This is a genomic window from Caproiciproducens sp. LBM24188 (assembly GCF_054130445.1).
In genome coordinates this window covers 1,152,580-1,170,353 of record NZ_CP196862.1, presented here as the reverse complement: position 1 = coordinate 1,170,353, position 17,774 = coordinate 1,152,580, and the positions used below count along the sequence as shown (strand labels likewise).

Annotated in this window: 17 protein-coding genes; 2 read left to right on the top strand and 15 right to left on the bottom strand. The window is 49.1% G+C overall.

Features of this window, described 5'->3' with window-relative positions:
• Positions 1 to 9 precede the first annotated feature (9 nt).
• From wecB to ACSVDI_RS05580, 5 genes are all read right to left on the bottom strand, one after another.
• A complete protein-coding gene (wecB, locus tag ACSVDI_RS05600) occupies positions 10 to 1,086 on the bottom strand; it encodes a non-hydrolyzing UDP-N-acetylglucosamine 2-epimerase (protein ID WP_457945339.1) in 1,077 nt (358 codons plus the stop codon).
• Between the two features lie 26 nt (positions 1,087 to 1,112).
• Positions 1,113 to 2,213 (bottom strand): Gfo/Idh/MocA family protein, encoded by a 1,101-nt coding sequence (locus ACSVDI_RS05595; protein ID WP_457945338.1) that lies wholly within the window; start codon positions 2,211 to 2,213, stop codon positions 1,113 to 1,115.
• Positions 2,214 to 2,329: 116 nt separating this feature from the next.
• Positions 2,330 to 3,649, bottom strand: coding sequence for a nucleotide sugar dehydrogenase (locus ACSVDI_RS05590; RefSeq protein ID WP_457945337.1), 1,320 nt, complete (start codon positions 3,647 to 3,649; stop codon positions 2,330 to 2,332).
• A gap of 28 nt (positions 3,650 to 3,677) precedes the next feature.
• Complete coding sequence (locus tag ACSVDI_RS05585; protein WP_457945336.1) at positions 3,678 to 4,805, bottom strand: DegT/DnrJ/EryC1/StrS family aminotransferase; 1,128 nt, start codon at positions 4,803 to 4,805, stop codon at positions 3,678 to 3,680.
• Positions 4,806 to 4,808: 3 nt separating this feature from the next.
• On the bottom strand, positions 4,809 to 5,387 hold the full coding sequence (locus ACSVDI_RS05580; RefSeq protein WP_457945335.1) for an acyltransferase: 579 nt from the start codon (positions 5,385 to 5,387) through the stop codon (positions 4,809 to 4,811).
• Between the two features lie 248 nt (positions 5,388 to 5,635).
• Between ACSVDI_RS05580 and ACSVDI_RS05575 the strand changes: the two genes are divergently transcribed.
• Positions 5,636 to 6,814, top strand: coding sequence for a DegT/DnrJ/EryC1/StrS family aminotransferase (locus ACSVDI_RS05575; protein ID WP_457945334.1), 1,179 nt, complete (start codon positions 5,636 to 5,638; stop codon positions 6,812 to 6,814).
• Positions 6,815 to 6,908: 94 nt separating this feature from the next.
• Here ACSVDI_RS05575 and ACSVDI_RS05570 read toward each other — a convergent pair whose 3' ends face one another.
• From ACSVDI_RS05570 to ACSVDI_RS05555, 4 genes are all read right to left on the bottom strand, one after another.
• On the bottom strand, positions 6,909 to 7,679 hold the full coding sequence (locus ACSVDI_RS05570; RefSeq protein WP_457945333.1) for a type III pantothenate kinase: 771 nt from the start codon (positions 7,677 to 7,679) through the stop codon (positions 6,909 to 6,911).
• Between the two features lie 350 nt (positions 7,680 to 8,029).
• Entirely contained in the window at positions 8,030 to 9,874 is a 1,845-nt protein-coding gene (gene feoB / locus ACSVDI_RS05565) for a ferrous iron transport protein B (protein WP_457945332.1), read from the bottom strand.
• A 9-nt stretch (positions 9,875 to 9,883) separates the two neighbouring features.
• Positions 9,884 to 10,405, bottom strand: coding sequence for a spore maturation protein (locus ACSVDI_RS05560; RefSeq protein WP_457945331.1), 522 nt, complete (start codon positions 10,403 to 10,405; stop codon positions 9,884 to 9,886).
• Positions 10,406 to 10,511: 106 nt separating this feature from the next.
• Positions 10,512 to 11,093, bottom strand: coding sequence for a nucleoside recognition domain-containing protein (locus ACSVDI_RS05555; protein ID WP_457945330.1), 582 nt, complete (start codon positions 11,091 to 11,093; stop codon positions 10,512 to 10,514).
• Positions 11,094 to 11,269: 176 nt separating this feature from the next.
• Here ACSVDI_RS05555 and ACSVDI_RS05550 point away from each other — a divergent pair, with 176 nt between their 5' ends.
• Entirely contained in the window at positions 11,270 to 11,524 is a 255-nt protein-coding gene (locus ACSVDI_RS05550) for an AbrB/MazE/SpoVT family DNA-binding domain-containing protein (RefSeq protein ID WP_457945329.1), read from the top strand.
• A gap of 97 nt (positions 11,525 to 11,621) precedes the next feature.
• Here ACSVDI_RS05550 and ACSVDI_RS05545 read toward each other — a convergent pair whose 3' ends face one another.
• From ACSVDI_RS05545 to ACSVDI_RS05520, 6 genes are all read right to left on the bottom strand, one after another.
• Positions 11,622 to 12,539 carry a DUF4368 domain-containing protein gene (locus ACSVDI_RS05545; RefSeq protein WP_457945602.1) on the bottom strand — a complete coding sequence of 306 codons (918 nt, stop codon included), beginning with the start codon at positions 12,537 to 12,539 and terminating at the stop codon, positions 11,622 to 11,624.
• A gap of 12 nt (positions 12,540 to 12,551) precedes the next feature.
• Positions 12,552 to 13,292 (bottom strand): recombinase family protein, encoded by a 741-nt coding sequence (locus tag ACSVDI_RS05540; protein ID WP_457945328.1) that lies wholly within the window; start codon positions 13,290 to 13,292, stop codon positions 12,552 to 12,554.
• A 76-nt stretch (positions 13,293 to 13,368) separates the two neighbouring features.
• Complete coding sequence (locus ACSVDI_RS05535; RefSeq protein WP_204614219.1) at positions 13,369 to 13,530, bottom strand: transposon-encoded TnpW family protein; 162 nt, start codon at positions 13,528 to 13,530, stop codon at positions 13,369 to 13,371.
• A 242-nt stretch (positions 13,531 to 13,772) separates the two neighbouring features.
• Positions 13,773 to 14,720 carry a phage major capsid protein gene (locus tag ACSVDI_RS05530; protein WP_457945327.1) on the bottom strand — a complete coding sequence of 316 codons (948 nt, stop codon included), beginning with the start codon at positions 14,718 to 14,720 and terminating at the stop codon, positions 13,773 to 13,775.
• Positions 14,721 to 14,732: 12 nt separating this feature from the next.
• Positions 14,733 to 15,038, bottom strand: coding sequence for a hypothetical protein (locus ACSVDI_RS05525; protein WP_457945326.1), 306 nt, complete (start codon positions 15,036 to 15,038; stop codon positions 14,733 to 14,735).
• A gap of 419 nt (positions 15,039 to 15,457) precedes the next feature.
• Positions 15,458 to 17,719, bottom strand: coding sequence for a DNA primase family protein (locus ACSVDI_RS05520; RefSeq protein WP_457945325.1), 2,262 nt, complete (start codon positions 17,717 to 17,719; stop codon positions 15,458 to 15,460).
• Positions 17,720 to 17,774 lie beyond the last annotated feature (55 nt).

Sequence of the window (17,774 nt, the reverse complement as noted above, 5' to 3'; positions counted from 1 at the left end):
ACCCCATGTTCAGGCTTCGGCCAGAGCCGCGGCAATTTTTTCCGACGCTTTTCCGTCGCCGAACGGCATACTGTCGCGCGCGGCGGGATCCGGCACGGTATGCATGGCCTTTTCATAAATATCTTCCGTGGTCAGCTTAGCAAGCACATTCCAGTTTCCGTTCAGTGTTTCCACCCATTCGGTTTCCTGCCGGAGCGTAATGCACGGAACATTCATAAACCATGCTTCCTTTTGCAGCCCGCCGGAATCGGTCAGCACCTGGCACGCACCAGAGGTTAAAAGCAGCATTTCCAAATAGCCCACCGGGTCAATCAGCTGAATGTTTTGGAAGCCCTGCTTGGCAATGGCCTCCTCCGCAAGTGGTCTGGTTCTGGGGTGAATAGGCAGCACGACCCGCTGAGGCAGCTGCTCAAATGCCTGGAAAATCCGAATAATGGCTTCCAGACCGCCGTCGGTTGTTTCCGCACGGTGAAGCGTTGCCAGCCGGTACTGCTTCGGTGCAATGCCCAGCTGGTCGTAAATGGCTGTTTTCTGCGGATTTGCCTGCGCCATCTTTAAAAAGTGCAGAACGGAATCCAGCATCACGTCGCCGCTGATGCTAACGCCTTTGGTGATACCCTCTTTTTTCAGGTTGTCCACCGCGGTTTGGGTCGGGCAGAACAGCCAGTACGAAATATGGTCGGTCAAAACGCGGTTCTGTTCCTCCGGCATGCGCATATTATAGGAGCGCAGTCCGGCCTCCACATGGGCCACCGGAATGTGCAGCTTAGAAGCCGCCAGCGCACCCGCCAGCGTGGAGTTTGTATCGCCGTAAACCAGCATGATGTCCGGCTTTTCCTTCAGAATCACGTCTTCAATTTTCATCAGCATTTCGCCGGTCTGGTGCCCATGCGAACCGGAGCCGACGCCCAGATTGTAAGCGGGGTGTGGAATGGAAAGTTCCTCAAAGAATACGTCGGACATATTGCGGTCGTAATGCTGGCCGGTGTGCACAATCACCTCCGTACACACGGATTTGAGTGCCTGTGACACGACGGAGGCCTTGACAAACTGCGGTCTGGCGCCCACCACGGTAACAATTTTCATTTTCATTTTCCCCATTTACTCTGACTTTATCTTACTTTTACGTCCGCACTGCTCATGTCGAGCGTGGAGAAGCTGAGGCCGTCGAATTTAACTGCCTGACCGGTCTTCTGGGACTTGTATGCGGCAAGAATAATCTTCATGGCTTTAATGCCCTCGGTTCCGCTGACCAGCGGATCGGTGTGCGTGTTGACCGCATTGATATAGTTGGCGTAAAGCTGGTTGTGACCGCTTCCGTAAACATCCTTCGGGTCGGTTCCGGCCAGCTTGGCCACGCGTTCGTCCTGCTCTGCGGGGGTTTCAAAGTTCCAAGTTTCCACACGGTTCACGGCAAGGCCGCCGATGACCGCCGCACCGGTCGCACCGAAAATGGAAAGAGTTTCCTCCAGGTTTTTCGGGTAAACGCAGGCAGTGCCTTCCACAATGCCGATCGCGCCGTTCTTGAAGCGGATCAGAATGGAGCCAAAATCCTCTGCCTCAATGTCGCGCAGGTAGTTGCCGGTCATAGCCATAATGGTATCCGGTTCACCGCCCAGGCTCCACTGGAGCAGGTCAATGTTGTGGATGCACTGGTTCATCAGCGTGCCGCCGTCCTGCGCCCAGGTGCCGCGCCACGGGGCCTGCTGATAGTAAGGCATGGTGCGGTTCCACAGAATGCGCGCCGTACCGTTGACCAAACGGCCGAAGCGGCCATCCTCCAGCGCCTTATGCAGCTCCTGAATCGGCGCATTGAAGCGGTTCTGGTGGCAGACACCCAGCGTAACGCCGTTTGCCTTTGCTTCGCGGATCATTTGCTCCGCGTCGGCGGTGTTCAGCGCCATCGGCTTTTCCACCAGCACGTTTTTCTTATGGTGAATGCAGTACAGCGCAATTTCCGCGTGGTAGCCGCTTTCGGTCGCAATGGAGCAGCAGTCGATTTTCTGCTCATCCAACGCTTTTTTGTAATCGGCGTATACCAGCGGTTTTACACCGGTCGCCTGAAAATAATCGTTCGCTTTCTTTTCCGCGTTTTCCAGAACCGGGTCGCACACCACGGCAAGCTCCATCGTTTCCTGATTAGCAATCGCGGCGGCGATATGGTTTTTGGAAATTCTTCCGCAGCCGATCAATGCAAAGCGTAATTTACTCATTCTGTAATCCCCTTTGATTGTGTTTTCTTCTATTCTGAATCACGGTTCCGGAAAACATTCGCATCCGGCCGATTCACACAAAATTCCCCCGTTATTTTCAACGGGGGAAACGGTCATTATAACAGTTCAATGTTGGAACGGTCTTTTACGTCCTTCATCGCATTGCGGGTATCGAACACCGCTTTGGAAAGCTTCTGAATCCGTTCGTAATTGAAGCACGAATGCGCCGTGCAGATGATTACGATATCAGCACTTTGCAGCAGCTCATCGGTCAGTTCCTTTTCGCCGGTGTGTACCTGACCCTTGTGGCGGTATTCCGGAATAAAGGGATCGTAGAATACTGTATTCGCTCCTTGCTTAATGAGCAGGTCAACCACGTTCAGTGCCGGGCTTTCGCGGTAATCGTCGATATCCGCTTTGTAGGCAACGCCAAGCACAAGCACCTTTGCGCCGTTCATAGCGGTTTTATTCCGATTCAGGACCTTCATGGCGCGGTCCACAACGTATTCCGGCATTCCGGTGTTAATTTCGCCGGAGGTTTCGATCAGACGGGTGTGGTAGTCGAATTCACGCGCTTTCCAGGTCAGGTAGAACGGGTCAAGCGGAATGCAGTGACCGCCGAGGCCCGGGCCGGGATAAAACGCCTGGAAGCCGTACGGTTTGGTCTTCGCCGCTTCAATGACTTCCCACACGTTGATGCCCATGCGATGGCAGATGATAGCCATTTCATTCGCAAGGCCGATGTTGATGTTGCGGTAGGTGTTCTCCAGCAGTTTTTCCATTTCCGCAACCGCCGGGGAAGAAACCTCGTAAACGCCGCCTTCCAGCACATTGCGGTACAGGGAAGCCGCTAGTTCCGTAGAATCCTTACCGACGCCGCCCACTACTTTCGGGGTATTCTTCGTCTTGTACTGCTTGTTGCCGGGATCCACACGCTCCGGGGAGAATGCAAGGTAGAAGTCCTCGCCGCATTTCAGACCGCTTGCTTCCAGGATCGGCAATAAAAGCTCTTCCGTGGTGCCCGGGTAAGTGGTGGATTCCAGAACCACAACCATGCCCTTATGCACATACTTCGCAACGGACTCTGTCGAGCCCTTCACATAGCTGATATCCGGCTGCTGATATTTATCCAGCGGAGTCGGAACGGCAATGGCAACCGCATCTACATCCTTAATAAAGGAAAAGTCGCTGGTTGCGGAAAGCTTGCCGCTTTCTACGACATTTTTCAGTGTATCGCCGACGATGTCGCCGATATAGTTATGACCGGCGTTCACCGCGTCCACTTTTTTGGCCTGTACATCAAAACCGATGGTTTTGTACCCTGCCTTGGCAAACTCCACGGCAAGCGGAAGGCCGACATAGCCCAAACCGACGATACCGACGACAGCGGACTTGTCTTGAATTTTATTCAATAGCTCTGTTTTTACGTTTGACATTGAAAATTCTCCTTGTATTCAAATATTCTCAAAGATTTTGAATCGTATTACAGATATAATCAATTACCTCTTCCGTAATATAGCCGTGCATCGGCAGGCTGAATACCGTTTCACTCAGATGCTCGCAAACCGGCAGGTCACCCTTTTTCCATCCGAGCGGCTTGTACACCGTTTGCAGGTGAAGCGGCTTCGGGTAATAAATGATGATCGGCACACCGGCCGCCTTAAGACCGTCTATCATTCTGGTGCGTTCCTCAGGTGTTTTCGCCTGCACTGTGTAATAACCGAAGCTGGATGTGAAGCCTTCTTTTAAAACCGGGGTTTGAACTTTTCCGTGAATCCCCTTCGCGTAACGGTCGGCCGCCCAGTTGCGGTGCTCCGTTTCCCCATCGAACGCGCGCAACTTCGGCAGAAGAATCGCCGCCTGCAGCGTGTCCAAACGGGCGTTCAACCCAAGACGAACATTGTCGTATTTAAAGGAACCCTTTCCATGGACGCGCAGGGAAACCAAAAGCTGATACAGCTCTTCGTCGTCGGTGAAAATCGCGCCGCCGTCGCCGTAACAGCCGAGCGCCTTGGCTGGGAAAAAGCTGGTTGCGGAAACATCGCCGAACGAACAGGCCTTTTTGCCGTGAATGGTTCCCCCAAAACCCTGTGCTGCGTCTTCCATCAGCTTCAGGCCGTACTTTTTGCAAATCGGTTCAATCGCCGGAAAATCCGCCGGCTGACCAAACAGATCCACTGGAATAACCGCTTTTGGTTTTAGTTTGCCCTCCTGGAGCGTCTTTTCAATCATGTGCTCCAAAGATTTTGGGTCCATATTATAGGTTTGCGGATCGGAATCACAAAAAACCGGAGTGGCCCCTGTCAGGCTGACCACTTCCGCCGTGGCGAAAAAGGTAAAGGCAGGAACAAAAACCGCGTCACCCGCTCCGATGCCCCATGCCATAAGCGGCAGCAAAAGCGCATCTGTGCCGTTGCTGGTGCTGACGCAGTATTTCCGCCCGGTATAGCGGCAGAGCTCCTGCTCCAATTCCTCTACCTGCGGGCCGGAAATGAAACGGCATCCGGCAATTACATCGGCAATGCCCTGATCGATTTCCGGTTTTAAATGCTGATATTGTGCTCCAAGATCGTTAAACTCTATTTTTTGCATATTTTATTTTTCCTCCTCAAGGCCGTTTTCGCCTTGAACGTATCTTCTACCGCACTTCGGGCAGACCAGATTTTCATCCAGCTTTTCGCCGCATTCACAAGCCCAGCCGCGCTGGCGCGCCGGCGTACCCATCATAATAGCATGGTCGGGAACATCCTTTGTCACAACGCTCCCAGCGGCGATAAATGCATTTTTCCCAATCCGATGCCCGCATACGATTGTGGCGTTCGCACCGATGCTGGCGCCTTCCCCCACCGGTGTGTGGGCATAAAACTGAGCGCCTCGCTGGGGATATTTGCACCGCGGGCGCTGTACGTTTGTAAATACCATGGAGGGGCCGCAGAAGACGTAATCGCCCAATTCAACCCCCTCGTAAACGGAAACATTGTTCTGAATTTTGCAGTTGTTTCCGATTGTCACGCCCGGCGCAACAAAAACATTCTGGCCGATGGTACAGTTCTGGCCGATGGTGCAGTCCGAGCTAATATGACAGAAATGCCAAATCTTTGTGCCCTCGCCCACCTCGGCGCCGCTGTCCACACAGGCGGTCGGATGCGCAAAATATTTTTTTGAGTCTTCCACAGCATAACCACCGTTTCTATTGCTATTCGATTATCATTTTCTATACACCGAAACCATGCAGGAAGGCAAAACGAAGCCTTTCCGCTCAATTCCATAGCATTTAGTATTATATCCCTATCGTATCCTTTAGTCAATAATCGGCGTCAGAATACGATTGACATTAGATATCAATCGTATTAGAATTTACATAGTTTTCTTGGGCAAAAATGATAAATAGGACGAAAAAAGATATAAAAAGAGGTTCTGAAATGAGTAAGTTTGTTACAAGAGAAAAGTTCATCCCCTACAATCTTCCCGACCTGACCGAAGCGGAGATTAATGAAGTCACTGACACGCTGCGGTCCGGCTGGATTGCAAAGGGACCGCGCACCAACCAGTTTGAAAAAGATTTCGCCGCCTATGTTGGCGCGAAATACGCGGTGGCCATGAACTCCTGCACTGCCGCGCTGCACGTCGCCCTGCTTACACAGGGAATCGGCGCAGGGGATGAAGTCATCACCACACCGATGACGTTCGCTTCCACCGCCAGCACCATCATCCACACGGGCGCAACCCCGGTCTTTGCCGACATCGATTATAAAACCGGCTGTATTGACCCGGATGAAATTGAGAAAAAAATCACCTCAAAAACGAAGGCCATCGTCCCGGTTCATTACAGCGGGCAGGTCTGCGACCTGGACCGGATTTACGAGATTGCCCGGAAGCATAACCTGTTTGTTTCCGAAGATGCCGCACATGCGCTTTGCAGCCGCTACAAAGGCAGGCTAATCGGCAACAAGCTGATGGGCACCGCCTCTTACAGCTTTTACGCAACCAAGAACCTTGCCACCGGCGACGGCGGAATGCTGGTGACGGACGACGAAGAAACCGCGCGCAAGGCACGCATCTTCTCCGGCCAGGGCATGAGCAAAAACGCATGGAACCGCTACGCACAGGGCGGCACCTGGAAATACGATATCTGTGAGCCCGGCTTTAAGTATAATATGTTCGACATCCAGGCAGCCCTTGGCCTGCAGCAGCTGGCGCGGCTAAACGAAATGCAGGCGAAAAGACTGAAAATCGCCGAACAGTACAACGCGGAATTTGCCAAAATTGACGGCGTAGAACCACCCTTCGTCCCGGACTACACCACACACAGCTGGCATCTGTACGTCCTCCGCATTCTCCCTGAAAAGCTCACCATTGACCGCGACCAGTTCATTGTGGAGCTGAACAATCGCAATGTGGGCACCAGCGTTCACTTTATCCCGGTTACGTATATGAGCGCCTATACCAATCGGTTTGGCTTTAAACAGGGCGATTTCCCGAACTGCGAAAAGCATTTCGAACGGATTATTTCACTTCCTCTGTACCCGACCATGAAGGACGAGGAAGTTCAGTACGTGATCGACGCGGTACGCGACATCGTGGAGAAATTTCACAAATAAAGCGATCCCGCAGCAAAACCAATCTACGCAAAAAGCAGCCTGCACCGCAGAAATGCGGTGCAGGCTGCTGCTTTATTCGGACTAAAAAGTATACTCAGTTTTCTTTGTTCGCGTGATAAATCATCAGCAGTCCATCCAGCAAAAGTGTATCACAGAAATGAATGCTGTGTCGGCAGTGACGGATAATTTCTTTCGACAGCCCGCCGGTGGCCACCACGTGGCACCTTTCCCCAACTTCCGCTTCCATGCGTTCCACCATTCCGTCAATCATGCAGGCCGTACCGTAAATAATGCCGGAACGCATGCAATCAACGGTGTTGTCGCAAATCGTTTTGCTGGGCGCTTTCAGGCTGATGCTGGGCAGCTGAGCCGTCCGGTGGGTCAGCGCATCCAGGGAAATACCGACACCTGGATAGATGCATCCGCCGAGCATATTCTTTTCCCGGTCAAGCAAGACAAAAGTCGTGGCGGTGCCCATGTCTAAAATAATGGTCGGTCCATTAAACATGCTGGCGGCGGCCTCACAGCCGACAATCAGGTCGGCGCCGGTCAATTCCGGCTGCTGTACTTTTATTTTCACATTCGTTTTTGTTTGCGGCCCCACACAGATTGGATTCACATTGGTCAGCTTGCGCACAGCGCGCACAATCGCGGTATTCACAGGAGGAACCACGGAACTGATGGCGCAGCCTTCGATGTTCTTCATGGCCACACCGTTGATGTCTAAAATATCCCGCAGTTCAATCGCATACTGGTCTTCCATGCGGGAGCTGTCCGTCGCCATGCGCGAAACAAAACGCAGTTTGTCATGATCGTATACACCGATTGTAATGTTGGTATTTCCAATGTCTAATGTTAAAATCATTGATTTTCCCCCACATGGTTAGCCGTTGATTTTTCCTGATTGGCCCATAGTCAAATCGGTTGCAACCGACTCTTGTTCTATGCCGTAACTCAGCGTTTTTTCAAAGTCAAAATGACCGTCGACAATTTGACTATATTATAACATAACCCACAGATTATTCAAGATTGTTTGATACTTTTTTAACAGGGCCTTGTATTTACTTACATTTTCCTTTATAATCTGTTAGGAAATAGCAAAATCTATCGATAAACGGAAACAGCGACGCGCTGTTTCCGTTTATCGATAGATTCCAAAAGTTCCGTATGAACCGGGAGGCTTATTCGAATCCCGTGCCGTTCTGTGGCAAGCTGTTACGTGATCAACCGAATTACGAGCAATGCGCATTGGTAAAAAAGAGCGGAACAGTACCATGCCGTTGCAAACTGGTAGGCGGCGCTCAACGCCGCCCATTTTATGCTGCCTGTTTCACGCCGGATGGTGCTCAGCGCCGCCACACACGGGGTATAAAGCAGCACAAAAATTAGGAAAGAGCACGCGCTCAGCGGAGTAAAGCTTCGCTGAAGCAGCGCCACGGCATTTCCCGCGCTGAGTACCCCGATAGTGCTGACAATGGATTCTTTGGCAACCAGCCCTGTTAAAAGCGCAACGGCAGGCTCCCACGAGCCGAAGCCGCACAGCGTAAAAACTGGGGCAATCAGTCTGCCGCCTTCCGCAAGGATACTTTGGGTGCTGTCCGTTGTCATCCGAAAATCGACGGTCAGGGACTGCAAAAGCCAAACCAGCACGGTTGCCGCAAACACGGTGGTGCCGGCTTTCTGCAGAAAATCCACTATTCTTCGCTTTACGTGAAGCCAAACGCTTTTCGGCGTAGGAAGCCGGTAATCAGGCAGCTCCATCACAAATGGGGCGGGTTCCCCTTTTAGAACGCTTTTTTTCAGCAGCAGCGCCGAAAGGATTCCCATACAGACGCCGAACAGATAAAGCAAAAACGTGACAAGCGGCTGCGCACCTACAAAAAAGGCGGCAATCACCATGGTATACACCGGCGTTTTGGCGCTGCAGGACATAAACGGCGTAATCAATATGGTAAGGCGCTTATCTTTTTCCTGCTCCAGAATACGGGTTCCCATCACGGCCGGAACCGTACAGCCAAACCCCATGAGCAGCGGCACAAATGCGCGCCCCGAAAGCCCGATTCTGCGCATGGGTGCGTCCATAATAAACGCGGCGCGCGCCATGTATCCGCTGTCTTCCAGCAAAGACAGCAGAAGAAACAGAAGTAAAATCTGGGGAAGGAATTTCAGCACCGCGCCGACCCCGGCGAGGATTCCGTCCAGCACCAGACTTCTGACCCAAGTGGATACGCCCGCGGCGCGCAGCACTCCGTCAACCGCCGGGGAAACTACTTTTGCGAGAAAAGTTTCCACCCAGTGCACAGTCATGGACCCCACGGAGCCGAAGGTCAACCAGAAAATACCGAGAATCACCGCAAAAAATAGAGGAATTGCCAAAAAGCGGTTGGTTGCAACCGCATCAATAATTTCTGTTCTGGTTCTGGATGCGGAAGGTCTCTTGTGGACCGCCGCTTTCATCAGATTTTCAATATAATGGTAGCGGGCATCTGCTATTTCCAGGTCCGGGTCCCGCCCATGCGGCGGCAAAACGCGGTGTCGGCGCGTTATTGGGGCCTCCCGTACAGCCATGGCCGCACGCTGCAGTTCCTTTAATCCAATTCCTTTTGCCGCAGAAACCGGAACCACCGGAATTCCGGTTAGGGCGGAAAGCAGCGGGCAGTTAATCCGGTCGCCTCGGCGCTCCGCAACATCCATCATGTTCAGCGCCAGCACCATGGGGCGGCCCAGCTCCATCAGCTGGGTGGTCAGGTAAAGGTTCCGCTCTAAATTGGAAGCATCTGCAATGTTGATGATGACATCCGGCTTTTCTTCCCGCAGAAACCGTTCTGCGATAGCTTCTTCAGGAGAATAAGCCGCTAAAGAATAAATGCCGGGCAAATCGACCAAATCAATTTCCCGCTGATTAATCAGCAAGCGGCCGATTTTCTTTTCTACCGTAACCCCCGGCCAGTTCCCAACCTGAGCGGAAGCCCCGGTCAGTGCGTTAAAAAGCGTTGTTTTCCCACAGTTCGGGTTTCCAACCAGTGCAAAGGTCAGCGTTTTTGATTCTTCACGGTTCATTGGTATCCTCTAATGTAAAAACAGCCGCACGGCAAGCGCCGATATGATACATGCTGTAAAATCAGCAGTCAAAGCGGCTGGGATGGTGTGCCGCGTTTTTTTCACCGACACCGCGCCGTAATACACCGCAATGGCATAAAATGTGGTTTCTGTAGAACCGGACAGCACGGAGGCGACGCGGCCGATCAGGCTTTCTGTACCATATTTCTCGAAAATTTGAGTCAGAATGGCGGTAGCTCCACTGCCTGAAATAGGTTTAATCAACACCAGCGGCATCACCTGCTCAGGCAGTCCGAGAAAATGTGCCACTGGCGCCAGAAAAGAAGAAAGCAAATCCAGTGCGCCGGACGCATTCAGCATGGAAACCGCCATCATTAAGCCAATTAGCGAGGGTAGAATCGAAATGGTCGAGGAAATTCCCTCTTTCGCCCCGGAAAGGAACGTATCAAAAACCGGCACTTTGCGGTACAGGCCAAATGTAACAATCAGAAAAACCGAAAGAGGGATGACAAACACTCCCAGCTTATCCACTTTAAAGACCATCCTCTCGCTGTCGGACGGAAGTTCGGGCCGGTCATGCACGGCCAAATTTCCTCCGTGTTCTTACGGGAAAGAACAAATCCGCCCGTTGAAACGCTTATTTTTCAAACTTTCGCCCCTCCAGCACCTTGGCCACAATGATTCCGGCGGCAAGCGCGCAGACGGACGTAAACCAAACGGCGGGCACAATGTCGAACGGATTTGGTGAACCGTATTTGGCACGGAGCGTTCCCATGTAAGTTGGTATAATTTGCAGGGACGCTGTATTGATCACCACAAACATTGCCATGGAATTATCCGCCGTCTGAGTTGGGTTCCGTTTTTTCAGTTCTTTCATTGCTGCAATGCCGAGCGGTGTGGCGGCGTTTCCAAGCCCCAAAAGGTTTGCTGTGATATTCATGCAGATGGCTTTGAGTGCAGGTCCGCCCTTTTCGCAGTCAGGGAACAGGTGCTTAGTCAGCGGGTGCAAAAGGTTCGACAGAATTCTGGTAATTCCGCCCGCATCCGCAATTTTCATCAATCCGGTCCATGCGCACATCATGCCCATCATGGTTATGGTCAGGTCCACTGCGTTGGAAGCGCCGTTCATTACGGCGGCGGAAAGCTGCGGAACACGACCGGTAAAAAATGCGCAAAGCACGCTGATCAGAATCAGCACCGCCCAAATATAATTCAGCAAAAGCCCACCTCTTTTTCCGGATTTTCGTTAATATCTATGCATTTCGCGCTTGTCCTAGTACAAATTCCGTCATTTTGTAAAGCCTCAAATTATTGACATAATTGGAAAATTATACTATAATTATCCAGAAATACGACATTTACCGCAAGATTTAGAATGAAAGAAGATGAATCAGAGTGAAATCAATTGGAATCGTAAGAAAAGTTGACGAACTTGGACGAATTGTGCTTCCAAAAGAACTTCGGATGACACTGAACATAAACGAGAAAGATCCGTTGGAAATTTTTGTTGACGACAATGGCCGGATTATTCTTAACAAATACGAACCGGCTTGTGTTTTCTGCAATAGCATGAATGAAGTGACCAATTTTAAAGGCCACAACGTCTGCAAGGAATGCATGAAAAAAATTGCCGGTTTAATCGACGAATAAGCCTGGATGAAACATAAAAAAGCCGCCCATTAGAGGGTGCGTCTAAGGGATTTTTAATCCCAGAAATTATCGGCATAGTTTGGTATGTAGTTACCGGCTATGCCGATTTTTCATTCTTTGTGGTTGATGCAGAAACCGGTGGTTCAAATTCACCAATGCAGTTCCAAACAATTTTAATACGCTGTACCCGTCTGCCATCAATACGCTCTGCTTTGTACACATAGATTTTTTCAACGAACTCCCGGATAATTTCCGCTGTGAGTTCTTTTATGTCGGTATACTTTCTTACTAGAGATAGGAAGTGGTCAATATTGAGTGCGCTTTCTTTTTCCTCTATCATAATGGATTTCAGTTCGGCTACTCTGTTTTCAAGGGTATGCTGTTCAGTTTCATAGTTTGCGCTCATCTTTGCAAAACGCTTATCAGATATTTTACCCTCGATATTATCTTCATAAAGTTTTTGCATTATTTCATCTAACTTTTTGATACGAGACTGTGACTGTTCTAATTCTCGTTTGCTATCACGCAAACTTTTGTCAAGCTCTGTCCTTGTTTTCTTGGTTACTAATTCCACAAATTCTTGCTCATAATTTTTGGCAAAAGCTGTTACGCTACGAATACCATCAAGGAGTAATTCCTCTACCACCACATTGCGGATCTGGTGAGAACTGCAGCCGCCTTTTATCTTGCGGTAGGTGGCGCATACAAAATACTCCTTTTCATGCTCCCAACCGCGCCCACGCACTTGATACAGTTTGTTTCCGCAATCCGCACAGAACATCATTCCGGAGAGAAGCGGCATTTCACCCATCGGTGTGAGCCTGCGTCTGCCATCCCTGATTCTCTGTACTACTACAAATACAGATTCCTCAATAATTGCTTCGTGGGTATTCTCGAAAATCATCCACTCTGACGGGTCGTTTTTCATCTGCTTTTTCTGCTTATAGGACTTACGGTAAGTTTTGAAATTAACCGTATGGCCTAAATACTCCTGCCTTGAAAGCATATGAACTATAGTGCTGCCTCGTCAGACATAATCATCGTCATGGCCTCTGTTGTCCGGAATATTGATTCCGTTTTTCTTGGCATGAGCCGTTGGATTCATAATCCTGCGCTTAGTGAATTCCTTGGCTATCTGCGAAGGGCCATACCCTTGCATACATAAGTGGAATGCTTCGCGTACCACCTTAGCGGCTTCTTCATCGACTATCCATCGTGTCTTATCATCCGGGTCTTTGATATAGCCGTAAGGCGGATTGGTGCAGAGCGGCTTGCCGGACTGCCCTTTTGACTTGAAAACGGCGCGTATTTTCTTACTCGTATCCTTTGCATACCATTCGTTGATAATATTAAGAAACGGTGTAAAATCGCTGTCCTGTTGATCGGCACTGTCCACATTATTGTTTATTGCTATGAAGCGAATGTCAGAGCCGGGAAAGAGCACTTCAGTATAGTAGCCAACCTTTAGATAATCTCTTCCAAGACGGCTCATGTCTTTTACAATGATGGTGCCAATCTTGCCTTCTTCCACTTGTGAGATAAGGCGCTGCCAATCCGGGCGGTCGAAGTTCGTACCGCTATAGCCATCATCCACAAAAAACTCAGTATTTGTAAAACCGTTGTCATCAGCGTACTTCTGTAAAATGGTCTTCTGATTTTTTATGCTGTTAGAATCACCCTGCAACTCATCATCTCGTGAGAGACGGCAATACAGAGCGGTTATTTTATCGTTATTCCTCACAGCAGTATAAGACTGCCTGCTATTCATGTTTACCTCCTTTCCGACAGTCTTCAAGCGGTACTCTATGTTCCCGTACTGCCGCGAAGAAGTCAAGTTATTTTGATTAAGAAGCCTTATTTAATTCAAGCTTTGCTGTGTCGTTAAGTATCATGCGTTTCAGCTTGTCATAGGCAGTTTCTTTGGCAGTGCTGCTGACTGCTGATTCTATAATGTAGAGAGTATCACCGATTACCTTTTCGGTAACGCAGATGGTCTTCTCAGCCATAAGGCACTCCTCCTTTCTGACATTGGGGGTAGGGGGTAATTAATCCTTACACCCTTTCGATCGTGCAACGGGCGTGGGGTTTCACGCAAAAAAACGCGAATTCAAACGGGGTATTAAAGGAACAACCGGGATAAAATTCATATAATTGAAATAAATTTGGTGTGTATTTCATCTTGGGAACGTTCATTCTTTAGGAGAAAAGGCACAGCAGGATATTCCACTGTGCCTTTCCACCATATGTCTTAACCGTTGGTCTCGGTATTCATCTGAATTACCTTCACTGCCTCTTGGCGGATAAGTTTTCCGTCAATAAACTCAAAGGCAAGGTAACCTATCTGGTCGAGCAGGGCAAACTTCTCTGAGAGTGCCCTCACGCTGACAGGGCTTCTGCAGATGATCCAGTAGTAGCTGAAATCACCGAAGGCTATAGGCTTTGAATCAGACTCCATATCGGGCATAAACTCTGATATAAATACCTTTTTACCGAGGATGGTATCATCGCTGTCGCGCCAAAGGTAGTTTCCGGCTTCATCCTTCATTGTGCGAAGGGCAAGGGCTGTCTTATCGTTCATGAGCCATACAGCATTTTTGCGGTATTCCGGCTTCACAGAGAAGTACAAGCGGATTATATCATCATAGGTGATTTCATCGACGGAATAGGCAACCTCAGAGCCGTTTGCATCGTTTAAGATACCTGTCGGCATATGCACACCGGTACCGTTAATAAAGGCGTTGTCCTCAGCTTTGGCAAAGTTCCTGGCAAGGCGCTTTACAAGGTAGCTTTCGATGTCGAATGCGGCATCGCGGACAAAGTCCGAATTCATTTTTACAAGAGCAGCGAGTTTATGGCTTTCAACGGTGTACTGAGTGAAATCATTTAGTCCGTCAAAAACAGGGATAGTGCCGCCTTCCGGTACAAACTGCGCAAGGTCATCATATTCCTTTGCAAGGATGTGATAGCTGCCTTCATATACATTAAATGTTGTGCCGATTTTACGGAACAGGCTTTCGTTTTTGATGGCTGTTTCATATTTGTTATTTGTGGCATTTGGCATGACATAAGTACCTGTATCGCTGCTGCGGCCTTCGGAAAGTCCGGAATAATCGTTTTCCTTGCCGCGCATGGCATTCCAGAAGTGCTTACTGTATTCCGGCTGACCAGTATATACTCTGACTTCAGTATAATTCATGGCGTTCCCTCCTTAAATCTTATCGCAGAATGGACAGGCATAGAGACCGAGGTCATGGTAGCTGAGCGATCTTCCTACCTGTTTCAAGTGGTGGTGGCATTTCGGACACAGAATGTTATATGCCATAGCCCCTTCAATGGTGTGAGGATGCTTTGCATGGAGGCGGTATCGCAATTTTAACTTTCCTTTATCGTCTTCGATGACAACATCGGAAAGATGCAGGTCGCACATGTTATGGGCGAACTCATCGGAATAGTAAGTGTGCTGCGGTCGCAGCAAAGAGCCTTCCTTGTTCATTTTCATAAGCGGATAATTCATGATTTTTCCCTCCTCAAAATTAAGATGTTTAAATGCGGTTGATGATATTTCCTGTAGATTAATTGCTGAACGTTCGTCATGTTGAATCGTTATAACTGTTCCTCCCTCCAGTGATACTTCCGGTGACAGAAGTGACAGTTCAGTGACAGTAGTTTTGATGAACTGTCACGCTGAAAAGCGACTCGTAGCAAGGCTTTTATAGCTTAAGTGACAAAAATGACAGAACTTTTCATTTCATACTCACAACAGCTCATAATCCTTTCCTTGTTCTCTGTACAATTCCAAACTTTATTTTTCCCGCCAAGAAGTTTGAAAGACTGTCACTACTGTCACTTGTGGCTGGAAATCCTTGATATATGGGCTTTTTAACGGTGACAGTTGCCTGTGAGAACTGTCACTCGACTGTCACTTCTGTCACTTTAAGCAAGAAAATCCGTACTGTCATAGCCATAAGCCTTCTTGTACTGCTCCTTTGCCTCAATAGTGAGGGTGAGGTTTTTATAATAGGTGCCTTTATTGGTATGAACGGTCATCTCCTTAAAGGTGCAGCCGAGATGGGATGCCAATGTCTCTCTGAACTCTTTGGCTGTCTTGGCAAAGCCGTTATTGTTGTCATGGCACCATGCCCTGTAAACATCGTAGATGCGGCTTGTTGTAGCGGAATCATTAAACTTGCCTTCTGACCGCTCGCACATACATTCCTCATAGAAGGAGATCACAGTATTGTTCTCTGACATATATTGCTCTCTTGCAAGGCTTACACTGTCCGGTTCGGAAAAGCTGTACCCGTTTGCAATAACCAACTGCAGCGCCTTAACAGCCTTGTAGACGATGCCATCACGCTCGGCATACATTTTGTCAAGGAGTGTTTTGTCCTGCTTGTCCTTTGGAATGACATTAGGGCAGCGCACCACCATGATGCGGTCATAGACCCATTTGCCATCATCGCCGCCAAACTTGGGAAGTCTGTTCATGCAAAACCAGAGTAGCCCGTTGTAGGTGAACTCAAAGGCCTGCTGTCCTTTGAACTCAGCATATAGGCTGTCGCCGCCGGTTATTTTCTTAAATGTTTTCAACTCATCTACGGATAGAAAACTCATATCAGAGCTACCGGCAAGTCGTGTGCCGTAAATCGCGCCGGTGCCGAAACGCGCTTCAATCTCCTTAAGGTCGATTCCTATAAAGTTACCCTTGCCGAGCAACCGCTCTACAAGACTCTTTAGCTGAGATTTGCCGGTGTCGCCATCGCCAACAAGGAAAAGCGCTTTTTTCATTCGCCATCCCTTGATGTTGGAGATGCATACACCGATAAACTCAAGTAGCAGGTGTTCTATGGCCTTGTCTCCGTCTGTGAGGGTGCGCATATACCTGTCGAAGACCGGCGTGGGCGTTTCCCTTCCCGACCAGTTGCACGGAATCTGAATGGTGGAGAGGATATCCGGGGAGTGTGGTAGAAGAATGGCATTATCTGCAGTGATACGGAGCAGGCCATTCCTGAAGTTGATTAAATCCTCATCGGCATTTAGCTCTTCCTGGCTAACATAATTAAGGTCAGTGGTGATATGCTGTAAAGTTTCGCTGACGATGCCCATTCTCACAAGTTCCTCGTCATAATCCACGATGTACTGCTTGATAATGCCCATCAGCATATTGTCGGCATAGAACCGATAACAGCCGTTTTCGTAGACATATTTCAAAAGGCCCTGCTTTCCGTTATCCCTTACAAGCACATAGCAGAGGTGCTCGCGTACATACTTTGCAAGGAGCGGAACGCTGACATAAGGTTCACCGGTCTTTTCATGAAATTTGATGAAGTACGGATGCTCCATCCTGGATTTATGGAAAATGCCATGACAGGCATCGATACCGGCATTGATGGTGGATTCTCTGTAATCGTCACGCTCCCATTTTTCACGGTAGAGGGCAGAATTGCGGAAGATATCATCAATAGCAGCAGGATCAGGCCCGGTACGGAATGCAATCATTGCGCACAGTGCCGCGTCAGCCTCGGAGTGAGAGCTATATCCGGAGATATCTCCATCGTCATATAGTTTCTTGAACTTATCTCCGTTTTTCTGTTTGCGTAAGTTACAGACAATATCGAAATAGGTGCGGTCACCGTCACGTTTTTGGCTGTATCTTGCTTTCTTGGACTTCCTCATGTTCTTATCGAGAGTTAGCAAAATGGCTGCTGTGCTTTCTTTGAGCGGTTCATTCAGAATCACGTTACCGGTATAAGCTGCGAAGCGATTTGTAAGACCGCCTACATACAACTCCAGGTGATTGTTCGGGTTTTTCATATAGTATGCTTTATCTAACCTGGGATTGCCGTTTTTGTCTACATAAGTCGGTAGCTTTTCAAAATCACACTTACCGTAAATATGAATACCGTTTCCGCTGATGGAACGCTCGGTATAGGAGTTAAAACGTTCAAGCAGTATCTGTACGAAGGGATCTGTGATAGGCCTGTGGTCGATGTCAAGGAAGAAGTAGCCTTTAGGTATTACAAAACCTAAACCTGCAGCGCTCTGCTTCTTCAGTGAGATAAGTGCTTCGTCGTAGGTAACCCATGTGTGTCGGTATTTTTCATTAGTGCCTGTCGCCCCACCGCCAGCAGCAAAGGGAATTTTGTTGATACGGTTGCCATCCATTTCTTTGCGCCAAAGAAACCATATCTTCATAACCATCAGTTCCTGTATTGCGTTTGCCGTTTTGTCCACCTCCTCTCCGCTGCAT